Source organism: Flavobacterium sp. TS_SC_5, assembly GCF_056156265.1.
In genome coordinates this window covers 3,019,511-3,044,055 of the sequence record NZ_CM149588.1, presented here as the reverse complement: position 1 = coordinate 3,044,055, position 24,545 = coordinate 3,019,511, and the positions used below count along the sequence as shown (strand labels likewise).

The 24,545-nt window shown below is 34.0% G+C and carries 23 protein-coding genes; 5 read left to right on the top strand and 18 right to left on the bottom strand.

From position 1 onward, the window contains the following. The first annotated feature begins 7 nt into the window (after positions 1-7). From AC0J6S_RS13125 to AC0J6S_RS13110, 4 genes are all read left to right on the top strand, one after another. Positions 8-1,441 carry a leucyl aminopeptidase family protein gene (locus AC0J6S_RS13125; protein ID WP_474954222.1) on the top strand — a complete coding sequence of 478 codons (1,434 nt, stop codon included), beginning with the start codon at positions 8-10 and terminating at the stop codon, positions 1,439-1,441. A 3-nt stretch (positions 1,442-1,444) separates the two neighbouring features. Next, on the top strand, positions 1,445-2,659 hold the full coding sequence (locus AC0J6S_RS13120) for an ATP-grasp domain-containing protein (protein WP_474954221.1): 1,215 nt from the start codon (positions 1,445-1,447) through the stop codon (positions 2,657-2,659). 144 nt (positions 2,660-2,803) lie between these two features. Further along, complete coding sequence (locus tag AC0J6S_RS13115) at positions 2,804-3,850, top strand: alkaline phosphatase D family protein (protein ID WP_474954220.1); 1,047 nt, start codon at positions 2,804-2,806, stop codon at positions 3,848-3,850. A 59-nt stretch (positions 3,851-3,909) separates the two neighbouring features. After that, positions 3,910-5,565: a M1 family metallopeptidase gene (locus AC0J6S_RS13110; protein WP_474954219.1), complete on the top strand. Its 1,656-nt coding sequence runs from the start codon at positions 3,910-3,912 to the stop codon at positions 5,563-5,565. Between the two features lie 70 nt (positions 5,566-5,635). Here AC0J6S_RS13110 and AC0J6S_RS13105 read toward each other — a convergent pair whose 3' ends face one another. The 16 genes from AC0J6S_RS13105 to AC0J6S_RS13030 all read right to left on the bottom strand — a co-directional run bounded on the left by AC0J6S_RS13105 (position 5,636) and on the right by AC0J6S_RS13030 (position 22,490). After that, on the bottom strand, positions 5,636-6,511 hold the full coding sequence (locus AC0J6S_RS13105) for a sugar phosphate isomerase/epimerase family protein (RefSeq protein ID WP_474954218.1): 876 nt from the start codon (positions 6,509-6,511) through the stop codon (positions 5,636-5,638). 20 nt (positions 6,512-6,531) lie between these two features. Beyond that, positions 6,532-7,425: a hydroxypyruvate isomerase family protein gene (locus AC0J6S_RS13100; RefSeq protein WP_474954217.1), complete on the bottom strand. Its 894-nt coding sequence runs from the start codon at positions 7,423-7,425 to the stop codon at positions 6,532-6,534. Positions 7,426-7,435: 10 nt separating this feature from the next. Next, on the bottom strand, positions 7,436-8,674 hold the full coding sequence (locus AC0J6S_RS13095; RefSeq protein WP_474954216.1) for a nucleoside permease: 1,239 nt from the start codon (positions 8,672-8,674) through the stop codon (positions 7,436-7,438). Positions 8,675-8,736: 62 nt separating this feature from the next. Then, the gene (locus AC0J6S_RS13090) at positions 8,737-9,474 is read right to left on the bottom strand and encodes a 3-keto-disaccharide hydrolase (protein WP_474954215.1); all 738 of its coding nucleotides are present in this window, start codon (positions 9,472-9,474) and stop codon (positions 8,737-8,739) included. A gap of 32 nt (positions 9,475-9,506) precedes the next feature. Beyond that, positions 9,507-10,964 (bottom strand): Gfo/Idh/MocA family protein, encoded by a 1,458-nt coding sequence (locus tag AC0J6S_RS13085; RefSeq protein ID WP_474954214.1) that lies wholly within the window; start codon positions 10,962-10,964, stop codon positions 9,507-9,509. Between the two features lie 100 nt (positions 10,965-11,064). Next, positions 11,065-11,439 carry a c-type cytochrome gene (locus AC0J6S_RS13080; RefSeq protein WP_474954213.1) on the bottom strand — a complete coding sequence of 125 codons (375 nt, stop codon included), beginning with the start codon at positions 11,437-11,439 and terminating at the stop codon, positions 11,065-11,067. A gap of 19 nt (positions 11,440-11,458) precedes the next feature. Continuing rightward, positions 11,459-12,511, bottom strand: coding sequence for a sugar phosphate isomerase/epimerase family protein (locus AC0J6S_RS13075; protein WP_474954212.1), 1,053 nt, complete (start codon positions 12,509-12,511; stop codon positions 11,459-11,461). 39 nt (positions 12,512-12,550) lie between these two features. Beyond that, positions 12,551-13,711, bottom strand: a complete 1,161-nt coding sequence (locus tag AC0J6S_RS13070) for a Gfo/Idh/MocA family protein (RefSeq protein WP_474954211.1) — start codon at positions 13,709-13,711, stop codon at positions 12,551-12,553. A 10-nt stretch (positions 13,712-13,721) separates the two neighbouring features. Next, positions 13,722-15,425 (bottom strand): GMC oxidoreductase, encoded by a 1,704-nt coding sequence (locus tag AC0J6S_RS13065; protein WP_474954210.1) that lies wholly within the window; start codon positions 15,423-15,425, stop codon positions 13,722-13,724. 47 nt (positions 15,426-15,472) lie between these two features. Further along, positions 15,473-16,036 carry a gluconate 2-dehydrogenase subunit 3 family protein gene (locus AC0J6S_RS13060; RefSeq protein WP_474954209.1) on the bottom strand — a complete coding sequence of 188 codons (564 nt, stop codon included), beginning with the start codon at positions 16,034-16,036 and terminating at the stop codon, positions 15,473-15,475. Positions 16,037-16,794: 758 nt separating this feature from the next. Then, entirely contained in the window at positions 16,795-17,985 is a 1,191-nt protein-coding gene (locus tag AC0J6S_RS13055) for a hypothetical protein (protein WP_474954208.1), read from the bottom strand. Positions 17,986-18,000: 15 nt separating this feature from the next. Continuing rightward, positions 18,001-18,831, bottom strand: coding sequence for a type 1 glutamine amidotransferase (locus tag AC0J6S_RS13050; RefSeq protein WP_474954207.1), 831 nt, complete (start codon positions 18,829-18,831; stop codon positions 18,001-18,003). A 77-nt stretch (positions 18,832-18,908) separates the two neighbouring features. Then, complete coding sequence (locus AC0J6S_RS13045; RefSeq protein ID WP_474954206.1) at positions 18,909-20,018, bottom strand: carboxylate-amine ligase; 1,110 nt, start codon at positions 20,016-20,018, stop codon at positions 18,909-18,911. Between the two features lie 68 nt (positions 20,019-20,086). Next, on the bottom strand, positions 20,087-21,028 hold the full coding sequence (locus AC0J6S_RS13040) for an ATP-grasp domain-containing protein (RefSeq protein ID WP_474954205.1): 942 nt from the start codon (positions 21,026-21,028) through the stop codon (positions 20,087-20,089). 54 nt (positions 21,029-21,082) lie between these two features. Next, on the bottom strand, positions 21,083-21,796 hold the full coding sequence (locus AC0J6S_RS13035) for an esterase family protein (protein WP_113665771.1): 714 nt from the start codon (positions 21,794-21,796) through the stop codon (positions 21,083-21,085). A gap of 301 nt (positions 21,797-22,097) precedes the next feature. Next, positions 22,098-22,490 (bottom strand): glyoxalase, encoded by a 393-nt coding sequence (locus AC0J6S_RS13030; protein ID WP_474954204.1) that lies wholly within the window; start codon positions 22,488-22,490, stop codon positions 22,098-22,100. 71 nt (positions 22,491-22,561) lie between these two features. Between AC0J6S_RS13030 and AC0J6S_RS13025 the strand changes: the two genes are divergently transcribed. After that, the gene (locus AC0J6S_RS13025; protein WP_091169740.1) at positions 22,562-22,945 is read left to right on the top strand and encodes an acyl-CoA thioesterase; all 384 of its coding nucleotides are present in this window, start codon (positions 22,562-22,564) and stop codon (positions 22,943-22,945) included. Between the two features lie 53 nt (positions 22,946-22,998). Here AC0J6S_RS13025 and AC0J6S_RS13020 read toward each other — a convergent pair whose 3' ends face one another. Both AC0J6S_RS13020 and AC0J6S_RS13015 read right to left on the bottom strand, forming a co-directional pair. After that, entirely contained in the window at positions 22,999-24,255 is a 1,257-nt protein-coding gene (locus AC0J6S_RS13020; protein WP_165151210.1) for a mechanosensitive ion channel family protein, read from the bottom strand. Continuing rightward, positions 24,248-24,526, bottom strand: coding sequence for a DUF3817 domain-containing protein (locus tag AC0J6S_RS13015; protein ID WP_474954203.1), 279 nt, complete (start codon positions 24,524-24,526; stop codon positions 24,248-24,250). The genes AC0J6S_RS13020 and AC0J6S_RS13015 overlap by 8 nt, the downstream gene beginning before the upstream one ends. Positions 24,527-24,545 lie beyond the last annotated feature (19 nt).

The window sequence follows — 24,545 nt, the reverse complement described above, 5'->3', positions numbered from 1 at the left end:
CAAGAAAATGACAACAAAAACAATTACAAATTTAGATAGTTTTTCAGGTACAATTTTGATTCCGGTTTTTGAAACCTATTCAAAAAGTATTGTTCCCATTGCATTCAATGGACTGGAGATTGCCTCTAAAGTTTTTTTTGGAAAAAAAGATTCTTACTATTTAGCTGAAGAAAATGATAATATGTATCTCTTCATTGGATTAGGAAAAACTATAGATTATAAATCTTTGAAAACTACTTTTCGCCGCATTTCATCGAAACAAAAAGATAATTTCAGTTCGAATGTAGCTTTAGTTATACCGCAGGAATTCTTTGAAAACCAGATTGAAGCTATGGTTTCAGGTTTGCTTTTGGGTACGTATGATTTAGGTCATTTTAAATTAGACAAAAAAAAACATCCATTTATAGAACCGGATTTTAATTTGAGTTTGATTTCAGAAAAAGATTATTTGGCTGCAGCCAAAAAAGGAATTAAAATTGCCAAAGCACAATTAGCAACCTATAGCTTAGTCGATTTGCCACCTAATACTGTTAATCCAAAATATTTAGCAAAATGGGCCAAAGAAACAGGAGATCAATATGGATTTGAAGTTGAAGTTTTGGGTTACGATGCTTCAAAAATAGTTGGATTGGGTGCTTTTTTAGCGGTAGGAAAAGGAAGTGAAAATGAGCCTCAGTTTATTATCATGAATTACACCCCTAAACAAGAAGTGCCACATCTAAAACATGTTGGATTGGTAGGAAAAGGAATTACTTTTGATACTGGAGGATTGAATATCAAAACAGCAGGAATGGTTCATATGAAATGTGACATGGCCGGCGGTGGTGCTGTATTTGGGGCGATGCAACTAATTGCTGATTTACAACTACCTATAAAAGTTACTGCAATTGTTCCTTGTGCTGAAAATGCTGTGGATGCCAAATCATTTTTACCCAGCGACGTAATTCACAGTTACAGCGGACATTCGATAGAAATTATTGATACGGATGCTGAAGGGCGACTTGTTTTAGCAGATGGATTGTCCTATTTGATTAAAAATTTCGAACCGGAATATATTGTTGATATTGCTACATTGACTGGAAGCAGCGTGGCTACACTTGGTTTTGAATGCGGTGCTTTGTTTACCAATAACGAAGAAATGGCTAAGAAGCTACAAGAAAATGGAGATGCAATTGGGGAGCGTTTGTGGCCATTACCGCTTTGGGATGTATATAAATCAGATATTGATAGCGATATTGCCGATGTCAAAAATTATAGCGGAAAAGCAGTTGCCGGAGCCATAAGTGCTGCTAAATTTTTAGAATATTTTACGCAAGAACATAAAGCTTGGGCACATCTTGATGTGGCAGGAGTGGCGTTTGGAGATGATGAATTTGCAAAAAGTAAACACGCAACAGCGTTTGGTGTTCATTTATTAACTAAATTCATAGAAAATTTATAACCAATGGAAAACACTAAAACCTTTCTTTGTATTTCAAATTATTTCAAGGGTGCCGATTTTTTAATTAATTTAAAAAAGTTGGGTAACAAAGTCTATTTAGTGACGAGTGAAAAACTCAGAGATAAACCATGGCCGCATCAATATATTGATGAAATTTTTTATATGGAAGGTCAGGACGTCGATTGGAATCTAGAACATCTGTTGCTGGGTGTTGGGAATTTTATGAAGTCCACTAAAATTGATGCCATTGTTGCTCTGGATGATTATGATGTTGAAAAAGCTACGTATCTCAGGGAAAATCTTCGCATTGATGGGATGGGACAAACTACGGGACGTTATTTTAGAGATAAACTCGCCATGCGCATGAGAGCCAAGAGCTGTGGAATACCTATTCCAGCTTTTTGTTCTTTATTTAATGATCATGACATCAACACTTTTGCGGATACAATTCCGGCCCCATGGGTTCTGAAACCACGCTCTGAGGCATCGGCATCAGGGATTATAAAAGTTTATGACAAAGAGAATTTGTGGATTCATATCAATGAAATGGGGAATAACAGATTCAAATATTTATTGGAACAATTCAAACCAGGCGATGTGTATCATTGTGACAGTTTGATTTCAGAAAGTAAAGTAATCTTTAGTTTGACTTCAAAATATTTGGCAACACCAATGGAAATTTCACAAGGAGGCGGTGTTTTCCGCTCCGCTAATATCAAATACAATTCTGATGATGACAAAGCGATAAAAAAACTAAATGAGCAAGTGATGAAAGGCTTTGGCTTGAAACATGGTGCTGCGCATACGGAGTTTATAAAAAGTAATGATGATGGTCAGATTTACTTTTTGGAAACATCCTCAAGAGTAGGAGGAGCGCATTTGGCCGAAATGGTTGCTGAAGCTTCCAATATCAATTTATGGAAAGAATGGGCAGCAATTGAAAATGGATTGGTCAAAGAATCTAAATACATTTTACCAAAAGTAAAAAAAGGATATGCCGGTATTGTTTTGACATTGTCTAAATTCCAACATCCTAATTTAGCATCGTTTTCAGATCCGGAACTTTGTTTTAAAGTTCCACTAGAATATCATGCTGGATTGATAGTGAAATCAGATAAACAAGAAAGAGTTTTAGAATTGTTAGAGGATTATGGCAATCGCTTAGCTGCTGATTTTACTGCTGTAGTAGAACAAAGTAAAGTGACAAACCTTCATTAATCTTTGACTTAAAACCTTGAAAAAAGCGACTATTTCCATAAGAATAGTCGCTTTTTTATTAAACTTTACTTAAAGTTGAACTGAACTGATTTTTATATCTTCGTAGCAAATTTAGAATTTAGACATATTTTATAAAAATACCACATGAAAAAAATACTTTTTATTTTTGGTTTTTTGGCCTTTATTGGTTGCAAAACGCAGGATACAAAATCCACTATTATAACTGAAAAACCGTTTCAAAATACTTTCTTAACGGTTGCATTTGGTTCCTGCGACAACCAGAAAATTAAGAATGAACTTTGGCCAGCAATAGATGAAAATCATCCGTCCGTTTGGATTTGGGGAGGAGATAATGTGTATTCGGATACCGAGGATATGCAATTTCTCAAAAATAATTATGAAATTCAGAAACAGGATGCTGATTATCTCAAGTTCATCAAAGACAAAATCGTTCTTGGAACATGGGATGATCACGATTTTGGCGCAAATGACGGCGGGGAAGAATATCCTTTTAAAAGAGAAAGTCAACAGCTTTTGTTGGATTTTTTAGGCACTCCAAAAAGTGATCCTGAGCGAAAAAGAGATGGCGTTTACACTGCCGAAACTATTGACGTAAATGGAAATAAAGTCAAAATAATTGTATTGGATTCCCGTTTTTTTAGAACTAAATTGACGAAAGCCAGCGATTCTAAAAAACGTTTTGAACCCAATAAATACGGTGAAGGAACGGTGTTAGGAAATGCACAGTGGGAGTGGTTGGAAAAAGAACTTCAAAATTCTGATGCGCAATTTAATGTAATTGTTAGCAGTATTCAATTTCTTTCCGATAAACATGGTTTTGAAGCTTGGGGGAATTTTCCTCATGAAGTAGAAAAGATGGAAAAGTTAATAATTTCTACCAAAGCGAAAGGTACTTTTATAATCTCCGGTGATCGCCATATCGCTACATTTTCTTCAAAAAAGGTAATTGGTTTGTCGTATCCTTTAATTGATTTTACTTCAAGTGGATTAACGCATACTTACACTTCCTTTTCAGGTGAAGAAAATCCTTATGTGAAAGGTGAAGTTATCAAAGATATTAATTTTGGGTTGTTGAAGTTTGATTTTGAAAACAACAAGGTAATCATGCAAATTAGAGGAAAAGATAATAAGCTGTTGCAAGAATATGCCCAAATTTATCCTGGAAAATAAATTTCAGGAAGTTTATTTCTAAAATTTTAAAGTTTATTTTTGTCCAAAGTAAATTCACTATGAAAAAACAATTCAGTCTTATTTTTATCTCATTTATCATTTTTAATGGTTTAAATGCACAAGGACTTTTAGAAAAAAAAGAAGAAATATTCACCAGACAAGATACTCTACGCGGTAGCATCACCAAAGAAAGAGCATGGTGGGACGTAAAAAATTACCATCTTGATATAAAAGTAAATCCTGCAGACAGCACTATTTCTGGTTCCAATACTATAAAATATCAAGTTGTTGAGGAATACAAGACTATGCAAATTGATTTACAAAATCCAATGCAAATTTTTAAAGTTATTCAGGATGGTACGACTTTAAGATACAGCAGAGAAGGAAATGCCTTTTTTGTCGAATTAATTGCTCCTCAAATCAAAGGTGCTATAAAAGAACTGACAGTATTTTACGGAGGTAAGCCAAAAGTTGCAGTAAATCCGCCTTGGGATGGAGGAATTACTTGGAAGAAAGACAATAATGGTAACCCTTTTATTGCATCTTCCTGTCAAGGATTGGGAGCCAGTGTTTGGTGGCCGAACAAAGATCACATGTATGACGAAGTGGAAAATATGTTGATTAGTGTCAATGTTCCTAAAAATTTGACTAATGTTTCCAACGGACGTTTGCTAAGTGTCAAGCAATTAAAGGATGGTACTAAGACCTACAATTGGTATGTTTCTAATCCAATCAATAATTATGGAGTAAACATAAATATAGGGGATTATGTTTCTTTTTCTGAAAAATACAAAGGAGAAAAAGGCGATTTAGATTGTACCTATTATGTTTTAAGAGACAATTTGGCGAAAGCCAAAAATCAATTTCAGGATGTTCCAAAAATGCTGAAAGCCTTTGAACACTGGTTTGGTCCTTATCCATTTTATGAAGACAGTTATAAATTAGTAGAAGCGCCATATTTAGGAATGGAACATCAAAGTTCAGTAACCTATGGAAATAAATTTCAAAATGGTTATTTAGGACGTGATTTGAGCGGAACGGGTTGGGGATTAAAATTCGATTTCATCATTATCCACGAATCTGGACATGAATGGTTTGCGAATAATATTACGTACAAAGATATTGCTGATATGTGGATTCACGAGAGTTTTACGAACTACTCGGAAAGTCTTTTTGTAGAATATTACTATGGAAAAGAAGCTGGATTTGAGTATGTGAGAGGAACCAGAAAAAACATAGAAAATGACAAACCAATTATAGGGAACTATGATGTTAACAATGAAGGTTCTGGGGACATGTATCCTAAGGGCGCGAATATGTTGCATACTCTTCGCCAAATTGTAAATGATGATGAAAAATGGAGAGGGATTTTAAGAGGTTTGAACAGTACTTTTTATCACCAAACGGTAACTACACAACAAATTGAAGATTACTTAAGTCAGCAAGTAGGAATCGATTTGTCTACCGTTTTTAATCAGTATTTAAGAGATACCAGAATTCCAACATTGGAATATTTTTTCAAGGATAATCAAATGGGTTATCGCTGGACAAATTGTGTTGCTGGATTTAATATGCCTGTGAAAGTAACGCTGAATGGGAAAGAAGAATTGCTGCAACCAAAGACAGAATGGAAAAATGTTCCAGCAAATACTGAAAATTCAAAACTGGAAATAGATAAAAACTTTTATGTAGCCAGTTTTAATATTACGGAGTAAGTTTAAGAATAAATTATAAAAAAAGGGATACGATAAGTATCCCTTTTTTTATTCAATTTTCTAAAAATATTTAGATTAAATTTTTCTTAATGTAATTAAAACTTGTTGCTGCAGATTCTATTGGATTTGGTTTGTAGTTTGATTCGTGTTCCAAGAAAAAACGCTTCATTCCAGATAGTTTTGCTTCTGCAAAAATCGATTTGAAATCTATAGTTCCAGTTCCTATTTCAGCATTCCAATCCGGATTTACTTTATCCATATCTTTTACGTGCCACATTGTGAAACGTCCTGGATATTTTTTGAATAATTGTAATGGATCATTTCCAGAACGAACTACCCAATATAAATCCAATTCAAAATCAACTAAATTTTTATCCGTTTCATTTAATAAAATCTCATATCCATTGGTGGAACCAAATTTTGTAAATTCAAAATCATGATTGTGATATGCTAATTTTAAGCCGCCAGCTTTGCAAAGTTCACCCACTTTATTAATTTGTAATGCTAATTTTTTATATTCATCACCTGTAGTTCCTCTTAATTCTGAAACTATATAAGGTACTGTTACGTACTCGCTACCTAGTAAATTAGCAGTTTCTATGTAATTTTGAACCAAATCAGTAGAGCCGTCTTTGATCATCGAATTAAAATCGAAGTGATTACTAGTAGCTTTTAAATCATTATCATCCAATATCATTTTAAAATCACGAACTGAGGTTCCAAAAAAACCTTTATCGGCTGAGTAACCAAAAGTTTCTACTTCACAAAATCCAGCTTTACCGACTTGGGACAAAACTCCTTTGACATCTTTTGGCAATGTATCACGTAATGTCCATAACTGAATTCCGATAGCTCTCTTTTTTGATTCAAAAGCAAATGAAGGAGCAAGGGCCAAAGCGCCTAAAGCTAAACCAGTATTTATTAAAAATTCTCTTCTTTTTATCATGAGTTAGTTTTTTAGATTCGTTAAATATCACAAATAGTAATAGCTTGTTTCAGGGAAGCTAATTTGTCAGGGTTTTTAGGAATAAATTCTTGTCCTACAAAACCTTTAAAACCAGTTTGTGCAATTGCTTTCATAATTGCAGCATAATTTAATTCTTGTGTGTCATCAATTTCATTACGTCCAGGAACTCCGGCCGTATGATAATGAGCAATATATTGATGATTGTCTCTTATATTTCTAATTACATCACCTTCATCAATTTGCATGTGATAAATATCGTAAAGCAATTTAAAGTTTTCTGAATTTAAACGTTTTGCTAATTCTACTCCCCATGAGGTTCTGTCACATTGGTAATCTTTATGATCAATTTTACTGTTTAACAATTCCATTACTAAAACCACATTATGCTTTTCAGCCAAGGGAATTAGTTTTTGTAAACCAATAACACAATTATTCCAACCTTCCTCATCTGTTTTTCCTCTTCGGCTTCCGCTAAAGCAAATCAGATTTTTATAACCGGCTTTTGCCACCATCGGAATCATTTCAGTATAGTTTTTCAGGAGTGTTTCGTGGAATTTCAAATCATTAAAACCATCCACTAAATTAATCTCAGCACCATTGCACATTGTAGAAACTAAATCATATTTTTTCAATGTGGGCCAAGAAGCTGGACCTACTAAATCAATACCGGTTATTCCGATTTTATTGGCTTCAATGCAAAGTGTATCCAAATCAAGACTATCAAAACACCAGCGAGAAACGGAATGATTTATATTTCCTTTCAACATACCTAATTGTTCTTCTGTATTATTCATTGGCATAGCCAAAGCAGAAAATCCAGAAGGAATTCCCATAGCGGCTGTTCCGGCTAATATCCCTTTTATGGCGGATCTTCTATTTAAATTATTGCTCATTTTTATTTATTTATACAGCAGAAGAAGTTTCATCTACTTTGTTTTTTTCATTGAATAAAAGTGCAAAAAGTAGGAACACAACTATTGCAATACCAGCAGGAATAATCCACACCATTTGCCAATTTACAGCACCGTTAGCCATTTTGTAATTATCGGTTATCCAACCTGCAACTGCAAATCCAATTAACATTCCCACTCCATAAGTAGCTAATGTGATTAGACCCTGAGCGGCACTTTTATATTTTTCTCCCGCTTTTGAATTGGTGTAAATTTGACCCGAGACAAAAAAGAAATCATAGCAAATACCGTGCAGCGCAATACCAATGATCAACATGAAACTTAAATCATCTCCATTTCCATAAGCAAATAAAACATAACGGATTGCCCATGCTAACATCCCGATTAAGATTGTTTTTTTGAAACCAAAACGGGCAAAAAACACAGGAATCAATAACAAAAATAGTGCTTCAGATATTTGACCAATTGCCATTTTTCCAGTTGGATTTTCAACACCTGCTTCCGTTAAAAAGAGATTAGCATTTTGATAATAAAAAGCAAGAGGGATACAAATTAGAATAGACGAAACGAAAAATATTGCAAAGTTTTTATCTTTTAATAATTTTAATGCATCAAGACCTATAATATCTCCGATTTTTATTTTTTCATCACTTACCTTAGGTGGTGTTTTTGGCAATGAAAAGCTAAATAAACCTAATATGAAGGCAGCAATACCAGCCAGTAAGAAGGTATTTTTAAGTAAACCTGAACTTATTCCTTCAGCAGAATCCCAATGAAATAAATAACTTATTGAAAGCCCCGCAATGATCCAACCAATAGTTCCCCAAACTCTAATATTAGCAAACTCTTTCTCCGGATCTTTCATTTGATTAAAAGAAACAGAATTTACTAAAGCTAATGTTGGCATATATAAAATCATATAACTCAAAACATAGGTATAAAACATTCCAACCTCTTCTGATTGATACATTTGATACATTAAAAAAGCTCCAATAAGGTGAAGAATTCCTAGAATTTTCTCAGCATTAAAATAACGGTCAGCGATTAATCCAATAATAAAAGGTGCGATAATGGCGCCCCATGATTGTGTAGAAAAAATTGCAGCAGTTTCTGAACCTGATGCTTTTAAATTATTTCCAAGGAATGTTCCAAGGGTTACAAACCATGCGCCCCAGATAAAAAATTCTAGGAACATCATTATGGATAATTTAATTCGGATTGTGCTATTCATTATTTTTTATTTTGGTTTTTATTTTTTTGGTTTTGGTTATTTTTTTAATTTTCAGATATTAATTACATTCCGGCCTCACATCCCGTTGTAATTTTCATGGTATTCCATTCTTTAATCATAATGTTTCTGAACCAGACATTATCGCCATGATCTTGTAGTGCAATTTTTCCTTTTTTGAATGCTGCAAAACCAGGCCAAGAAGCGAATTTACTTCCTGCTACAATAGTTTTAAAATTATCATCCCAAAGTGTTGTTTCAACTACTTTTACACCATTCAATAACATCGTAAGTTTTCCGAATTTGCAAACTAAATCTACAGAATTCCATTCTCCAACAGGCTTAACTGGTTCTGAAGTACTTTTAATTAAATCATATAAATCACCAGCTCTGTGTTTTTCAATTTTAGCATCTGGATGGCCATTGTTATCCAATACTTGCATTTCTAAACCAGTTTCATAGGTATTTTTGAATTTTGTCAAATCCTCATTCACGAAGAAAATAATACCACTATTTGCATTCGCTGCTACTTTCCATTCTAATTTCAAATGAAAATTCTCATATTCAACATCAGTTACAAGATCGCCTCCTTGACCATTTTGAGCAGCAGAAGGGTCAAAATGCAAGGTGCCTTCCTCAACTTTCCAACCAGAACCAACTGTTTTTTTTCCATAACTGTGCCAACCAGTTGTCGATTGTCCGTCAAATATTGACTTAAATCCTTTTGGTACGGGAGCTTGTTGCGCATTTGCTGCTTGAATTAGTATCATAACAAGTAATGAAGTAAAAATATTTTTAATCATTTTTAAATTTTTGAATTAATAATTAATCTTGCTTAAAGAGTTAAAGCTTTCCAACCTTGACGATAATCGCGTTTTACAAATTGATTTACTTCATCAAAATTTGTAATCCTCATGGCGTCATTATCCCATAATAATTTTGCAGAACGTCCCGGATACACTTCTTCTCCAAGTTCATCTCGCATGACATCGTAACCTCTGATAGCAAGATTTGCCATTAATAAGGCTTCTGTTAATGGTCCGGCAATTTCTAAAGGAGAACTTAATTCTTCTTTTCCATAACCAGCAATAGCAGCTTCAACCCATTGTTTGTAATGGCCATCGGCACCATCAATTACTCTGCTATATTTTTGAGCTACTTTTAGATCTTCATTTTTACTAAGAGGAAGTAAACGAGGATTTAAACCGTACGTATCACACATCATTTTTCCTTTAGTTCCAGTGAATAATGTTCCATTTCCACCATCGCCAAAAATTTCATTAGGTCCTAATTCAGCAGGTCTTTCAGGTTGAATTCCTCCATCCATCCAGTGAACTGCTATGTCGCCGTTTGTTTTTTCTGTTTTTGGAAAAGTTAAGGTTACGTGACTTGAAGGAGGACAGCTTTCAGGGAAATACCCCCTTTTAAATTCATCTACATAGACGGAGCCGACACTACATTGAACATCTTTTGCATATTTTAGGTTCAAAACACTAAAAGGTGCTTCTAACAAATGGCAACCCATGTCTCCTAATGCACCAGTGCCATAATCCCACCAACCACGCCAGTTGAAAGGAACTAATTTATTCACATAGTCTTTATAAGGAGCTGTTCCTAACCATAAATCCCAATCTAATTCTTTTGGAATGTCGGCTTTATTTGCAGACCAAGGAATACCTTGCGGCCAAACTGGACGGTCCGTCCAAGCATGAATAGTGTGAACATCTCCAATTAAACCTGCTTCATACCATTCTTTCATGATACGGGTACCATCATTGGAGGCACCTTGATTTCCCATTTGGGTTACCACTTTATATTTCTTTGCAGCTTGAGTTAAGATACGCGCTTCATATATATCATGAGCCATAGGTTTTTGAACATAGACATGTTTCCCTAATTGCATTGCAGCGAGCGCTTGAATAGCATGATTATGGTCGGGCGTAGAAACTGAAACGGCATCAATATTCTTGTGTTCTTTATCTAACATTTCGCGCCAATCTTTATAGAATTTAGCTTTAGGAAAAGCATTTACGCTTGCGGCAGCTCTTCTGGTGTCCACATCACATAAAAATGAAATATCAGCTTTTCCACTGCTTGCAAACATAGCAATATCCGATTTTCCTTTTCCGCCAACTCCAATTCCGGCTATCGATAAACGATCACTTGGTGCTACAAAGCCTCGACCCAAAACATGACGAGGAACAATCATAAACGCTGCAGCAGCTATAGCAGTTGTTTTTATAAAATCGCGACGGTTATTTGTGATTTTATTTTCTTCTTCTTTTTGTTTCATTTAATTTTAATACGGTTAGCTAATAGAAATGAAAATTATTTGAGAATTGGTCTGTTTTAAATAATCTACAGTGAGTTTGAATTTGCAAATACCTGTACTATTATTTTTTCAGCGATAAAATATACTTTGCCATAGAAGTTGCATCATTCTTTTTCAAAGATGCATGCGCTGACATAGGAATTGTTCCCCAAACACCGGAGCCTCCTTTTATAATTTTACCTGATAAATAAGCAACATTTTTATCAGTAGCTGGATATTTTTTTGCAATATCTAAATAGGAGGGACCTATCAATTTCTTGTCTAATTTATGGCATCCAATACAATCCGATTTAGCAATTAGTTTTTCACCATCTGATACTTGAAAAACAGTATTTGTTCTTTTGCTCGCAGTAGTATATTTTGTATCTAAAGTATCATTAGAAAATGAGGTTAGGCTCACTAAAGCCAACCCAAAAAGCAAATATTTTAATTTCATTTTTATTTCTATTTAAGTTTTATAATCCTAAGTTTTTTCTATTAAAAGCCTTATTTGTTTCCACAGCAGCAAAATCATCAAATGCTTTGTCGGTTACTTTAATAATATGATTTTTTATAAATTCAGCGCCTTCCCGGGCTCCATCCTCTTGGTTTTTAATGCAGCATTCCCATTCCATAACTGCCCAACCTTTAAAATCATATTGCGCCAATTTGCTAAAAATAGTTTTAAAATCAATTTGACCATCTCCGGGAGAGCGATAACGTCCAGCGCGGTTTACCCAACTTTGGTATCCGCCAAAAGTCCCTTGCTTTCCCGTTGGGTTAAACTCGGCATCTTTTACATGGAAGGCTTTAATTCTTTCATGATAAAAATCAATGTATTGGATGTAATCTAACTGTTGTAATACAAAATGTGAGGGATCATATAATAAACAAGCTCTAGAATGATTATTTACAGCTTTCAAAAACATTTCATAAGTTTCTCCATCAAATAAATCTTCTCCAGGGTGAATTTCATAACAAAGGTCAACTCCATTTTGATCAAATTCATTTAAAATAGGCAACCAACGTTTAGCTAATTCAGCAAAACCGTCTTCTACTAAGCCTGGAGGTCTTTGTGGCCATGGATGAAAATATTGCCAAAGCAAAGAGCCACTAAAAGTTGCATGTGCATTTAATCCTAAATTTTGGGATGCTTTTGCGGCATATTTTAACTGTTGAACAGCCCATTCTTGTCTAGCTTTAGGATTTCCATGAACATTCACGGGAGCAAAAGCGTCAAAAAAATCATCGTAAGCAGGATGAACAGCTACTAACTGACCTTGTAAATGCGTTGATAATTCCGTGATTTCTAGTCCGTAAGAAGCAATTGTACCTTTAAGTTCCTCTGCGTAGGTTTTACTTTCTGCAGCTTTTTGCAAATCAATGAATCGAGTATCTAGCGTTGGCATTTGAATGCCTTTAAAACCTAAATCTGAAGCCCATTTACAAATTCCATCTAAGGAATTAAAAGGAGCTTCATCACTAATAAACTGCGCTAAAAATACTGCAGGACCTTGTATTGTTGTCATATTATATTTTGTCTAAAACTTTTATGAATTCCTAATTTATTATAAAACGAAAGGAGTCCATTTTTTATCTGATTGCGAAGATGTAACTACATTATCTATAAAAGCCATTCCTCTTACTCCATCTTCAACAGAAGGAAAATCTAACATTTCGGGAGTAGGTTCTGTCCCATCTAATTTACAGCCTAGTGTTAAAGCAAAGTTGCGATAAATATTAGCAAATGCTTCTAAATAACCTTCTGGATGTCCGCCGGGCGTGCGACAATTATGAGTTGCAAAAGATGATAAATAGCTATAATTAGATCCAGCTCTTAAAATTTGAGCTGGTTCATTTAACCATCTCACCATTAAAGTATTTGGATCATGTTGAAACCACTCGATTCCACCTTTTTCACCATAAACTCTAATTTTCAAAGCATTTTCTTCCCCAGCTGCAACTTGTGATGCGATTAAAACTCCTTTAGCACCATTGTCAAATTTTAATAATACAGCGCCATCATCATCCATCAAACGACCTTCAACTAAGGTGTTTAATTCCGCACAAACATCGGTAATTTTAGCACCAGTAATATATTCAGCTAAATGTGAGGCATGAGTTCCAATATCGCCCATTACAGAACTTTTTCCAGATTTTTTAGGATCCGTTCTCCAAGCTGCTTGCGCGTTTCCTTCTCTTTCTGAAAGTGTGCTCAGCCAACCTTGAGGATATTCAACTAAGACTTTTCTAATCTTACCTAGTTTCCCTTCTCGAACCATTGCTTTCGCCTGTTTAACCATTGGATAACCGGAGTAGGTATGCGTTAGACACAGAATTAGTCCTGTTTCTTCCACTTTTTGCTGTAATAATTTTGCTTCTTCCAATGAAAAAGTCATTGGTTTTTCAATTACCACATTAAACCCATAATCCAAAGCCATCATTGCAGGTGCAAAATGAGCAAAATTTGGGGTAACAATTGTGACAAAATCGATTTTTTCATCAGCTGGCAATGCCGCTTCTGCTTTAATCATTTCTTCATAAGTCAAATATATTCTTGATTCCGGAAGAAATAAGGCCTTTCCAGATGCAAGAGCAGTTTCTGGTTTTATGCTTAATGCACCACAACTTAATTCTATAAGTCCATCCATATTAGCAGCTAAGCGGTGAATCGCGCCTATGAAGGCATCTTGGCCACCACCGACCATTCCCATTCTTAATTTTCTCATAATGATGAACCTAAATATTACCTTTTTTTAATTCTTTTACTGCATAATCGCAGGCTCTTGCTGTTAAAGCCATGAACGTTAATGATGGGTTTTGACAAGCGATAGAAGGCATACAAGAACCATCAGTAACAAATACATTACTTACTTCGTGCATTTGATTCCATTTATTTAAAACAGAATCTTTAGGGTCATTACCCATTCTGGCAGTACCCATTTCGTGGATAGCCATTCCAGGGTAATAATCATTATCATAGGTTCTTACGTTTTTAATTCCTGAAGCTTCCAGCATTTCTGCAGCATCATTCATCATATCTTCCCGCATTTTAGCTTCGTTACCCTTGGTTTCACAGTCTATTGCTAAAACAGGTTGACCCCATTTGTCCTTTTTGGTATGATCGATGTACACTTTATTTTCATAATAAGGTAACATTTCTCCAAAACCACCCAATCCCATACTCCAAGAATCAGCTGGTAAAGACATGGTCGATTTGAAATTTTCACCAAAAGCCAATTCGGCAACTTCCTTATGCCATAACCCTCTGCTGGCGCCACCTTGATATCCAAAACCTCTTAAATAGTCTCTTTTATCATTTCCAACATTTTGGTACCTTGGAACATAAATCCCGTTGGCTCGCCTTCCATAGGTATATTTATCTTCAAAACCTTCAGCAGTTCCTTCAGCGCCACAACGGAAGTGATGATCCATTAAATTATGACCCAATTGTCCGCTGGCGTTACCCATTCCATTTGGATGAGCTTCAGAAGTCGAGTTTAATAAAAGGAATGTTGATCCTAAAGTAGACGCGTTTACAAAAACAATTTTTGCGTAAAACTCCATTGTCTCATTTGTTTCAGCATCAATAACCATTACACCTTTTGCCTTTTTGGTGTCTTTATCATAAATGATATGATTCACGATAGAGTAGGGTCTTACGGTAAGCCTATTCGTTGCCATAGCAGCAGGCAATGTTGATGATTGTGTGCTGAAATAAGCTCCAAACGGACAACCACGGCTGCATAAGTTCCTGTATTGACAACTACCACGACCTTTGTGAGGCACTGTTAAATTTGCTGTACGGCCAATAGTCAGAATACGTGTTTTGTTATAATGTTTTTCAAGTCTTTCCTTAACTGATTTTTCAACGCAATTTAAATCCATTGGAGGCAAAAATTTACCATCGGGTAATAATGGCCAGTTTTCAGCTTGCCCACTGATTCCAGCAAATTTCTCTACATAATCATACCATTTAGTAAGGTCTTTATAGCGAATAGGCCAATCATTTCCATGCCCATCTTTTGCATTATCTTCAAAATTATGGTCACTAAAACGGTAACTTTGACGTCCCCACATCAAGGACTTTCCACCAACATGAAAGCCTCTGTACCAGTCAAAACGTTTGTCTTCAGTATACGGACATTCAATATCATTTACCCACCATTTTTCGGTAGCTTCATTGTATGGATAATCTCTTGTTTGCACAGGATGTGTTCGTTTTTGTTCTTCTGTAAGTTTACCTGCATGTTCAAATTCCCAAGGAGCTTTCATTGCAGATTCGTAATCAGTAATGTGTTCAATATTCATTCCGCGTTCTAGCATCAAAACCTTCAACCCTTTTTCAGTAAGTTCCTTTGCAGCCCAACCACCACTAATTCCTGATCCTACCACAATAGCATCATACGTATTTTCCGTTTTTAAATCGGTATTTATATTCACGTTTAGTTTTTTTATTTATTTAAATAGTTTAAGATAACAGCAAGCAATTAATTGGTAGCCCAAGCTTTTTGTCCAGGAGTATAAGTTGCACTTCCATCATAACGTCCGGGAACCGGTAAATATTCGCGCGCTTGTGTGCAACCTATTTCAGAAGAGTAATAGCCTAGAAGAGTTAAATCTCTAGCTAATAAAAAGAATGAAGGTGCTCTATTGCTAGCAATTGCCTCATCACGCAATGAAGTCATTAGTTTTTGACGTTCTTCAACTGACATTGACAAGAAATCTTTACCAAAATCTTTAGAACATTGGTATTGCATTGCCTTTAATCCAGAAGCAAAAATTTCTTGCAGTTTTGCAGGATAACAATCTCTAATGATCATTGGAATAAAAGCACCCAGTCCTGCAGCTTTTGCTCCTGGCGAAGATGCCGTGGTTGGAATAATAATGTCGGCGAATTCAGCCAGAATCTCTTCATCCGTAGCAGAAAAGGATACGTAATTTTTTTCTTTTTCGGGTAAAGTAAAACTTTCAAATAAAACGCCAATTGTTGTTGCTGAGATTGCGCCTCCCATCAAAAATGCAACGTTTTTAAGTGCTTCTCTTCTATTCATTTGCTAATTATTAAAATTGTTGAATATTCTTTAATTATTATAACCTTACAATAATAAAGAAAAAAAAAGCATCTTATTTTTTTTAATGTTAAAATATTGAATAATTCCATATTTTTCAAATTATTAAGGGAATCGCTTTATAAAATTCAGTAAACACTATCTGGAATCTATTATTACGATAAAAAATATATTTTTTGCAAGTCGGAAATGATTTAAAATTCTTTTTTTTGTCGTTTTTATTTCTAATATATAAGTTTTAACTTATAAAATTTTCATTAATTTTTATTTTCAGGATTTTCAATGCGTTAAAATGACATTATCATCAATAATACTACTTAAAAAAGAACTGTAAATTACGTCGTGAAATTCTGTGTTGATAAAATCGGAAATATTATTGCTTTACAAACAAATAAAAGTTCAAATAAATAATACGTAGAAGCTGTTAAAAAGCGAAAATTCATTAAAAAGAGTTGCTAAAATGAAGATGTGATAAAGTTGTTAAGTTGGCATTTTTTTTTTTATAAATACTAAAAATTTCAATTAATCTTAGAGAGTATAATTAATTTACATTTCAATTTGCCACAGGAAAAGATGAAAAAGAGACAAAAGTAAGAAAGCCACGATTGTTTTAATCAAGGCTCTTATTCTCAGGTAAAATGAAAAATTGTCTCAATTTTTTGAGTTTTTACTTAAGAAAGAGATGAATATTTGTTTAAAAACAACAAAATGAAGTCTCTCGAAAATAATCACAGAATATTTTACCTTTCAAATAATCCAAGTGTTCCGCCAACCCAATCTTTATCTTGGTTGAATTTTACACCTATCATTTCACCTCGGCTTAATCGTACTAAGTTGCAGACTAGAGTAGGAGCAGCATCCTCTTTTTTCCAAATGCAAAGTACGCGAACTTCTGCTTTGACTTTTCCTTCAGGAGATTGTATAATAGGAAGGTAGTTCACCTTTTTTTGAAGAATATAATGCTCTTTTTCAACTACAGATTCGATATCTTTTTTTGTAACATGAAAAATAACGCCTGTTCCTGAAAATGAAAATAGTGGTTTTAGAACATAGTTTTCTAAATCCTTGGGGATTTCCTTAAGTTCGCTTAAAAGAGTCGTTTCAATAAAGTATTTCCCTTTTAAGAAAGGTAAAATAAATTTACTGATTCTAAAAAACCAATTAGGATGTCCTGCCCATTCCACATCAAGTTCATCAGAAAAATGGAAATTTAATTTTAAATCTGTTCGCAAATCCAATTCATCGAAAATAACCCGATTATAGATTCTTTTTACGAGAATTTCATCTCCGGTCGCATTTTTATAGAATAATTGTTTTCCTTTTTTGATTAAGTCAGTAACGCATACAATTGGAATTCCGATATCTCTTTTACAATAATAAAAATCAATCTTGGTATTTTGTTTTTCAGGTTCTATTTCAAGCAGAATAACATTTTCTTTTGGATGATGATTGCAAATTGCTTCTTCCAAAATATCCAAATATTCTTGTGGCTGAATATTATTTATAAAAGGAGTCAATTCACTAAGAAAAGGGAAATGGTTCTGGAACTTTTCATATAAATTAAACTGATAATTGTACAAAGAAGGAAATCCTTGTACTTCGATTAGTTTAGGAATAATTTGACCATCTTCTTCACAAATTCCAAAATCAATCGCTAAAAAAGTAGTGTGATTGTCCTCATTTGGAACTTTAGGGTTAAGTTCTAACGATTTGTTTGTGAGTAACTTAAAGTCTTCTCTCTGAATAAAAGCTATAACATCATTACAACCTTCAATTAGTTGTTCTTTTAACTCTTTCGAAATAAAAAAAGGTGTTTCTCCTAACCTGAAAGTAGGCAGGTAATTAAAATCGGAAGCAATATCATCTTTGAATTCCTGATATTTTTTTTCTGTAAATTGAGCATTAAATAACTCCCGATATTTTGTAATCATTTGGAATATATTAAGTTAATTTGAGAATGTTTTTTTAGTTTTCATCAAGTCATTAATTGCTGTTCGAAGAAAATTTGGTATCAAAGTTTCATTAGTTCTGTAAATTTTATCATCATCTAATAAATCTTCCAGCATGTTTCTGAATTTCTTTTTCCCTTTCATTTCCTTGATTTTTTCCTTTGCTTCTTTATTTCTCATGTGAGCAACAAAGCTTATTGGATCCGCTTCAGGATGAAATTGTGTACCTACAAAATAATCTGTAAATCGAACAGCCATAATCGCACGTTCATACTGCACGTGGTCTCTAATTTTTTCTAATGAAATAATCTTGGCTCCTTTTTTTGCAAAAACACTTAACTTAGGTTGTACAACTTGGTAGTCTCTGGAATCAATCGCGTAAAAAGGATCTGCTAAACCCTCAAATAAAGGATCTGTTTTCCCTTCATTCGTTTTATGCATGGTCATCACTCCAAAAGAAGTATCATTTCTTTTGGTCACCGTTGCCAGTCCAAAATGCAGGCAGGCCATTTGAAAAGAATGACAAATAAATAAAACATGTTTTTTAACTGGGTTTTCAGCATTCCATTTGTTCAGCGAATCAATAAATTCATAGTATTTTACATCCCAATTTCCATCTCCAATTAAAGGGTTTCCGGGACCACCGGTTGAAATATAAATATCAAAGGATTTTATATCAGGTAACTCGCTTTTTAGTCGAACATCAAATATTTTAAAACTCACCACCGGACTAAATCTGTTGATAATTTCAATAATACAACGCATTCCCTGATTAGGCTCTCCGTTGTACATATCTAAAAGGGCGATTTTTATGATTTTATTGGACATAATCTATTTTTAAAAACAATGTGCAAAGGTAACTTATATTTTATGACGGCCTGCAAAACATATTAAGCGTTTTACTTTTATAATCCTTTAGTAAATTCACTAGTTATAAAGTCAACCACTCTGGACAAATCTCCCGTTTCTTGAAAAATTGCGAGTTGCTTATCAGCTCCGGTTCCGTTTTTCAGAATTTCATGAACGTAATTAATATCGGAACGACTTCCCAATTCGTCCACTACATCATCAATGAATTCAAGCAATTCCAGAATAAGCATTTTTGTTTCTACTTCCTTTTGCAAACCAAAATCAATCATGTTATTCTCAATTCCATAACGTGCCGCCCGAAATTTATTTTCTTTTATCAAGGCCAGTCTGTAAACATTAAAACTGGTATTATTCGTATTCAATTTGTAGAGTTTAGCTACAATTGCTTGAATAATTGCCACAATACAAATGGTTTCATCCACTGTCAATGACATATCACAAATTCTGAATTCAATCGTATTGTAAAATGGGTGCAACCTTAAATCCCACCAAATTTTCTTAGGATTATCGATACATTTAGTCTTTACCAAAGTCTCCAAATAATTATCATACGAACTCACTGAATCAAAATATTCCGGTAAACCCGTTCTTGGGAATTTATCAAAAACTTTCGTTCTGAAGGATTTGTAGCCTGTTTGTCTTCCTTCCCAAAACGGAGAATTTGTTGAAAGTGCAAAGATATGCGGCAAGAAATAGGTTGCCTGATTCATCAATTGTAATCCAATTTCACGATTTTCAATTCCAACATGACAATGCATTCCAAAAATCAAATTAGAACGCGCCGCATCCTGCAATTCATTCACAATATCGTGGTATCGGGGATCGTCCGTAATGGGCTGATCCTGCCATTTCGAGAAAGGATGCGTTCCGGCTCCGCCCACAATAAGATCTTGTTTGTCTGCCAATTCAACGATTTTCGAACGTAAAAACCGAATCTCATTTTTGGCATCATTCACATTGTTGCAAATATTAGTGCCCACTTCAACCACAGATTGATGCATTTCCGACTTAACCTGCTCATTCAAAATTATTTTGGCACCATCTACAATTTTGGACAAATGCGATCGTAAATCTCTGGTATCAGGATCAATAATTTGATATTCTTCTTCTACACCAAGTGTAAAAACGGGTAATTTCTTTAACATAATTATTTTTTTAGTGTTCAGTCGCAGTCGCAGTTTTCAGTCTGTTTACTGAATACCGTGACTGAAAACTATTTTACTGCATCTTTGATAAAAGTACCCCATGTCAGGTTCATTTTTCCAGATTTTTGTTTTTTTGCAGCAGCGATTGTCATTTTCGCAGCTTCTTCCACAACCCATTCAAAATTTTCAGCACCTACAGAAGTCAACTCGGCATCAGGAGCTGGATTTCCAAAGTCTATCGCATAAGGGATTCCATCTCTAACGGCAAATTCTACTGTATTAAAATCGTATCCCAAACCTTTACATAGTCTTAAGGTATAATCTTTTATGATGGCCAACAATTTTTTATCTACTGGAGGACCATCAATTACATAACGCAAATGATGCGGATTTCTTGGTTCATATTGCATAATCCTAACGGCCTTACAACCCAAACAATATACTCTGAAGTATTCCGTAAAAACGATTTCCTCTTGCAACATCATCACTAACTGTCCCGTTTCCTGATGTTTTTCCCAAAACTCTTCAATGTTTTCCAAGCGGTAAACGTTTTTCCATCCACCGCCAGCATACGGTTTCATGTAGGCAGGGAAACCAATATATTCAAAAATCCCTTCCCAATCCATTGGGTATTTTAAGTTTCGGAATGATTTCCCCGTTGTATCCGTAGGATGTTCCGCCGAAGGAAGAATCACTGTGTTGGGAAGTGGAACTCCAAGTGTGTCAGCTAATGCATTATTGAAAAATTTATCATCAGCACTCCACCAAAACGGATTGTTAATTACATTAGTTCCTGTCAAAGCAGCGTTTTTTAAATAGGCGCGATAAAAAGGAACATCTTGTGAAATGCGGTCAATAATTACAGCATATTCTCCATCCTTATTCTGAACTACTTTATCAATAGCCACGGCTTCAGCAATAATTCCTTTTTCGTTTTTTGAATTGACACGATCAATAAACGCTTGCGGAAAGGTGTCTTCCATTCCAAATAAAATTCCAATTTTTTTCATCTTGATACGTTTATAAATTACTTAATTTTATTTTTTTTCTTTTGGTACTGGAATCTAAAAAAATCTGATTCTTGATAAGTAGTGCGGAAACATTTCTTTCCAAACCGGCCAGTCGTGTTTGTGTTCCTGACGAATATCTAGCCAGTGATGCATGTTTCTATCGCTTAAAACCTTACTTAATTTTAGATTGGCATCAAAACAAATATCCCAGTTTGAAGTTCCAAGGACAATATCCATATTCCATAATTCTGGATCATTAAGACCATAGAGATAATCTTCCGGACTGTTATAAAAAACGTCATCATTATGAAAACCATCCAAAAAACTCTTGATATTGAAAGCGCCGCTCATAGAAAATAAGTGACTCACATAACCCGGATGTCTAAATGCAAAATTTGCGGCATGATAACCACCAAAACTGCAACCTGCCATAGCTACTTTGCCTGAGGGCGTATTGTTTTTTACCCTCTCAACTAGTTCATGGCAAATCATTTTGTCATATCTGACATGATTTTCTATACGGTGAACGGGATGGATATTTTTATTGTAAAAACTGTCTTTGTCAATACTATCCGGACAAAATATTTGAATTAAACCTTGCTCGAGATACCATTTTGCAGATTCTATCAATCCCATATCTTTGTTTTCATGGTAACTTCCCATAGAAGTTGGAAATAAGATTACGGGATATCCGGCATGTCCAAAAACCAACATTTCAATATCTCTGTTAAGATTTGGGGAATGCCATTTGAAATATTCTTCCTTCATAATATTATTTTTAACAATTATAATGAAAAAAAACATACAAATTGCAGATAAAAACTAACTTAACGGATAATTATTATAAAAAAGATTAAGATTATGAAATTAGAAAGAAATAGTAATATTTACATTAAGAAGCAGCAAATTTTTAAATTATAAACAATAAATGAAGTTGTTTTAACATTGTGGAGTTTTAAATTCAAAGCGAATTTCATTTTCAAATCACGGATAAATATCTCCTAAAATTACTATTTGAAATAGATTCATCAATTATACACGTAACGAAATATTGCCTTTAACAGCTTTTTTAAATCTCAAACAGCTGCACTTGGCTTTTTAATCGTTCTACCAACATACTCATCATTCTTTTGTTAATATTTGAAGAGTTTTTTATATAAACAGTATATTCATCGGTGGTGAATAAACCGATAATCATTCCCTTCAAAGCGTTTCTGAACTTGATGTCTTTTTGGATTGCTTTTTCTATAATAGTTGACTTTTTATCAGCAGAATTACTGTAAAAATCAACTTTATTTTTGCTGATATAATTAGTAAATGACGCTATAAACAAATCATTTTGTAGCTTTAAAATTGGTCGGAGCACTTCATTTTGAAATGATTCTTCTGCAGTAGATTGGGTGGTCACGGAACCAATAGTTTGTCCTCGAAATTCTTTTAAAAAAGTATCGCGTGTATTCATTTTTTTTTCTTTAAAATTAAAACAAAATGAAATAGGAATAGCTTATTTTTACATTTATATATAAAAAATTTATGAGATTTCATACTAGAAAATGGGTAAAACCAGAAGACTTAAATCCAAATGGAACTTTATTTGGAGGTAAATTATTAGCTTGGATTGATGAAGAATTGGCTTTATACACAATTATTCAATTAGAAAACACCAGAATTGTCACCAAGTACATGTCTGAGATCAATTTTAGAAGTTCGGCAAGACAAGGTGATATTATCGAAATTGGAATTGATGTTATAAAATTTGGGAATACTTCACTCACGCTCAAGTGCGAGGCGAGAAATATGATGACCCGCGAAACAATAATTACAATAGATCATACTACAATGGTCAATTTGGATGCCGATGGAAAACCAAAAGCGCATGGCAAAACAGCAATTGAATATGTAAAAGATCGTTTGTAGTTTTTGAAAATTTGATTAGAAACGTCTTTGTAATTTTAATTGAAAAAACACTATCAACTAGGAAATTCGTTTTCTGTGGCTGTCTCGAAAATTTCTAAGTCAAAATATCCTACTGAAGCAATGATGTGGTCAAATATATCCGACATAATGTACTCGTAATTTTCAAATCGTTTGTCATGTGAAAATGCGTAAACCTCAAGCGGAACACCGTGTGACGTAGATTGCAACTGGCGACAAAGCATCATCATGTCCTTGTTTAATTCCGGATAATTAAACAGGTATTCCGTAATATACTTTCGAAATAATCCTAAATTAGTCAAATTTCTTCCATTGATAGCAATTGATTTATCAATTTTATTGGTGGAATTATATTCGTCTATTTCTAATTTTCGGGTATCGATATAGTCTGATATAAGATGAATTTTTTTCAAGTCATTCAATTCGGCTTCTTCTAAAAACCGAATGCTGCTTGTTTTAATCAGAATGTGTCTTTTGATGCGTCGCCCATCAGAATTGAGCATTCCGCGCCAGTTTTGAAACGAATCGGAACTTAAACTATAGGTTGGAATAGTAGTAGTGGTATTGTCAAAATTTCGAACTTTAACTGTTGCCAGATTGATTTCGATCACATCTCCATCAGCTCCAAATTTATCCATTGTAATCCAGTCACCAATTCGAACCATATCATTAATAGAAACCTGAACACTGGAAACAAAACCTAAAATAGTGTCCCTAAAAATCAAGATTATCACCGCGGAAACCGCTCCTAAAATGGTTAAAAGCTCCTTTTGATCAATATCAAATAACTTAGAAATAATTAAGGTTATTCCAATTACCCATAGCATTATCATGATTACCTGAATAAAACTGTCGATTGGTTTGTCGCTAAATCTCGGTTTTAGTTTTAAATAATCGCGTAAAGCATTGAATATCGTACGTATAATCCATAAAACCAGAATGATGATGTAGATTCCAACCAATTTTCCAAAAAAACCTTCCCAATATTCAAATCGATCTAAAATAATTGGAACTGATTTGTAAATAAACAACAGCGGAATTAAGTGAGCGATGTATTTCGCCGTTTTGTTGGTTACCAGTAAATCATCAAATTTAGTTTTGGTTTTTTGGGCAATAACGGCCATAATGGTAACCAAAATAAGCCTGAAAATCACGTATATCACATACGCCATTACACACAAAAAAATAATGTTTAGCACTAAGCTAATATAGGAAGCTGAACTGCTACCTAATCCCCATTTTCGAAATACAGGATATAGAAAAGTGAATATTTTTTCTATGTATTTATACATTTTTCAGGTATTTTCTTTCTATGTAAAAAGTACCAAATGGAGGAATTGACGCAATACAAATTATAAAATATTTTTTAAAATTCCACTTTTCTTTAAATTTTAAAATTGTTGCAAGGACAATGTATAAAGTAAATAATATTCCGTGCGCCATACCAATATGTTTAACATAAAAAGGGTCATTATAAATATATTTCATTGGCATAGCAAAGAAAAACAATAGTAAAGCAGATATTCCCTCTATTATTGCAGTAATTTTAAAAATCTTAAGCATTTGAATTTATTTAGTTTTA

Coding starts and splice junctions, on each gene's coding strand:
- AC0J6S_RS13125 (WP_474954222.1), top strand. CDS start 8: ATGACAACAAAAACAATTACAAATTTAGATAGTTTTTCAGGTACAATT.
- AC0J6S_RS13120 (WP_474954221.1), top strand. CDS start 1,445: ATGGAAAACACTAAAACCTTTCTTTGTATTTCAAATTATTTCAAGGGT.
- AC0J6S_RS13115 (WP_474954220.1), top strand. CDS start 2,804: ATGAAAAAAATACTTTTTATTTTTGGTTTTTTGGCCTTTATTGGTTGC.
- AC0J6S_RS13110 (WP_474954219.1), top strand. CDS start 3,910: ATGAAAAAACAATTCAGTCTTATTTTTATCTCATTTATCATTTTTAAT.
- AC0J6S_RS13105 (WP_474954218.1), bottom strand. CDS start 6,511: ATGATAAAAAGAAGAGAATTTTTAATAAATACTGGTTTAGCTTTAGGC.
- AC0J6S_RS13100 (WP_474954217.1), bottom strand. CDS start 7,425: ATGAGCAATAATTTAAATAGAAGATCCGCCATAAAAGGGATATTAGCC.
- AC0J6S_RS13095 (WP_474954216.1), bottom strand. CDS start 8,674: ATGAATAGCACAATCCGAATTAAATTATCCATAATGATGTTCCTAGAA.
- AC0J6S_RS13090 (WP_474954215.1), bottom strand. CDS start 9,474: ATGATTAAAAATATTTTTACTTCATTACTTGTTATGATACTAATTCAA.
- AC0J6S_RS13085 (WP_474954214.1), bottom strand. CDS start 10,964: ATGAAACAAAAAGAAGAAGAAAATAAAATCACAAATAACCGTCGCGAT.
- AC0J6S_RS13080 (WP_474954213.1), bottom strand. CDS start 11,439: ATGAAATTAAAATATTTGCTTTTTGGGTTGGCTTTAGTGAGCCTAACC.
- AC0J6S_RS13075 (WP_474954212.1), bottom strand. CDS start 12,511: ATGACAACAATACAAGGTCCTGCAGTATTTTTAGCGCAGTTTATTAGT.
- AC0J6S_RS13070 (WP_474954211.1), bottom strand. CDS start 13,711: ATGAGAAAATTAAGAATGGGAATGGTCGGTGGTGGCCAAGATGCCTTC.
- AC0J6S_RS13060 (WP_474954209.1), bottom strand. CDS start 16,036: ATGAATAGAAGAGAAGCACTTAAAAACGTTGCATTTTTGATGGGAGGC.
- AC0J6S_RS13055 (WP_474954208.1), bottom strand. CDS start 17,985: ATGATTACAAAATATCGGGAGTTATTTAATGCTCAATTTACAGAAAAA.
- AC0J6S_RS13050 (WP_474954207.1), bottom strand. CDS start 18,831: ATGTCCAATAAAATCATAAAAATCGCCCTTTTAGATATGTACAACGGA.
- AC0J6S_RS13045 (WP_474954206.1), bottom strand. CDS start 20,018: ATGTTAAAGAAATTACCCGTTTTTACACTTGGTGTAGAAGAAGAATAT.
- AC0J6S_RS13040 (WP_474954205.1), bottom strand. CDS start 21,028: ATGAAAAAAATTGGAATTTTATTTGGAATGGAAGACACCTTTCCGCAA.
- AC0J6S_RS13035 (WP_113665771.1), bottom strand. CDS start 21,796: ATGAAGGAAGAATATTTCAAATGGCATTCCCCAAATCTTAACAGAGAT.
- AC0J6S_RS13030 (WP_474954204.1), bottom strand. CDS start 22,490: ATGAATACACGCGATACTTTTTTAAAAGAATTTCGAGGACAAACTATT.
- AC0J6S_RS13025 (WP_091169740.1), top strand. CDS start 22,562: ATGAGATTTCATACTAGAAAATGGGTAAAACCAGAAGACTTAAATCCA.
- AC0J6S_RS13020 (WP_165151210.1), bottom strand. CDS start 24,255: ATGTATAAATACATAGAAAAAATATTCACTTTTCTATATCCTGTATTT.
- AC0J6S_RS13015 (WP_474954203.1), bottom strand. CDS start 24,526: ATGCTTAAGATTTTTAAAATTACTGCAATAATAGAGGGAATATCTGCT.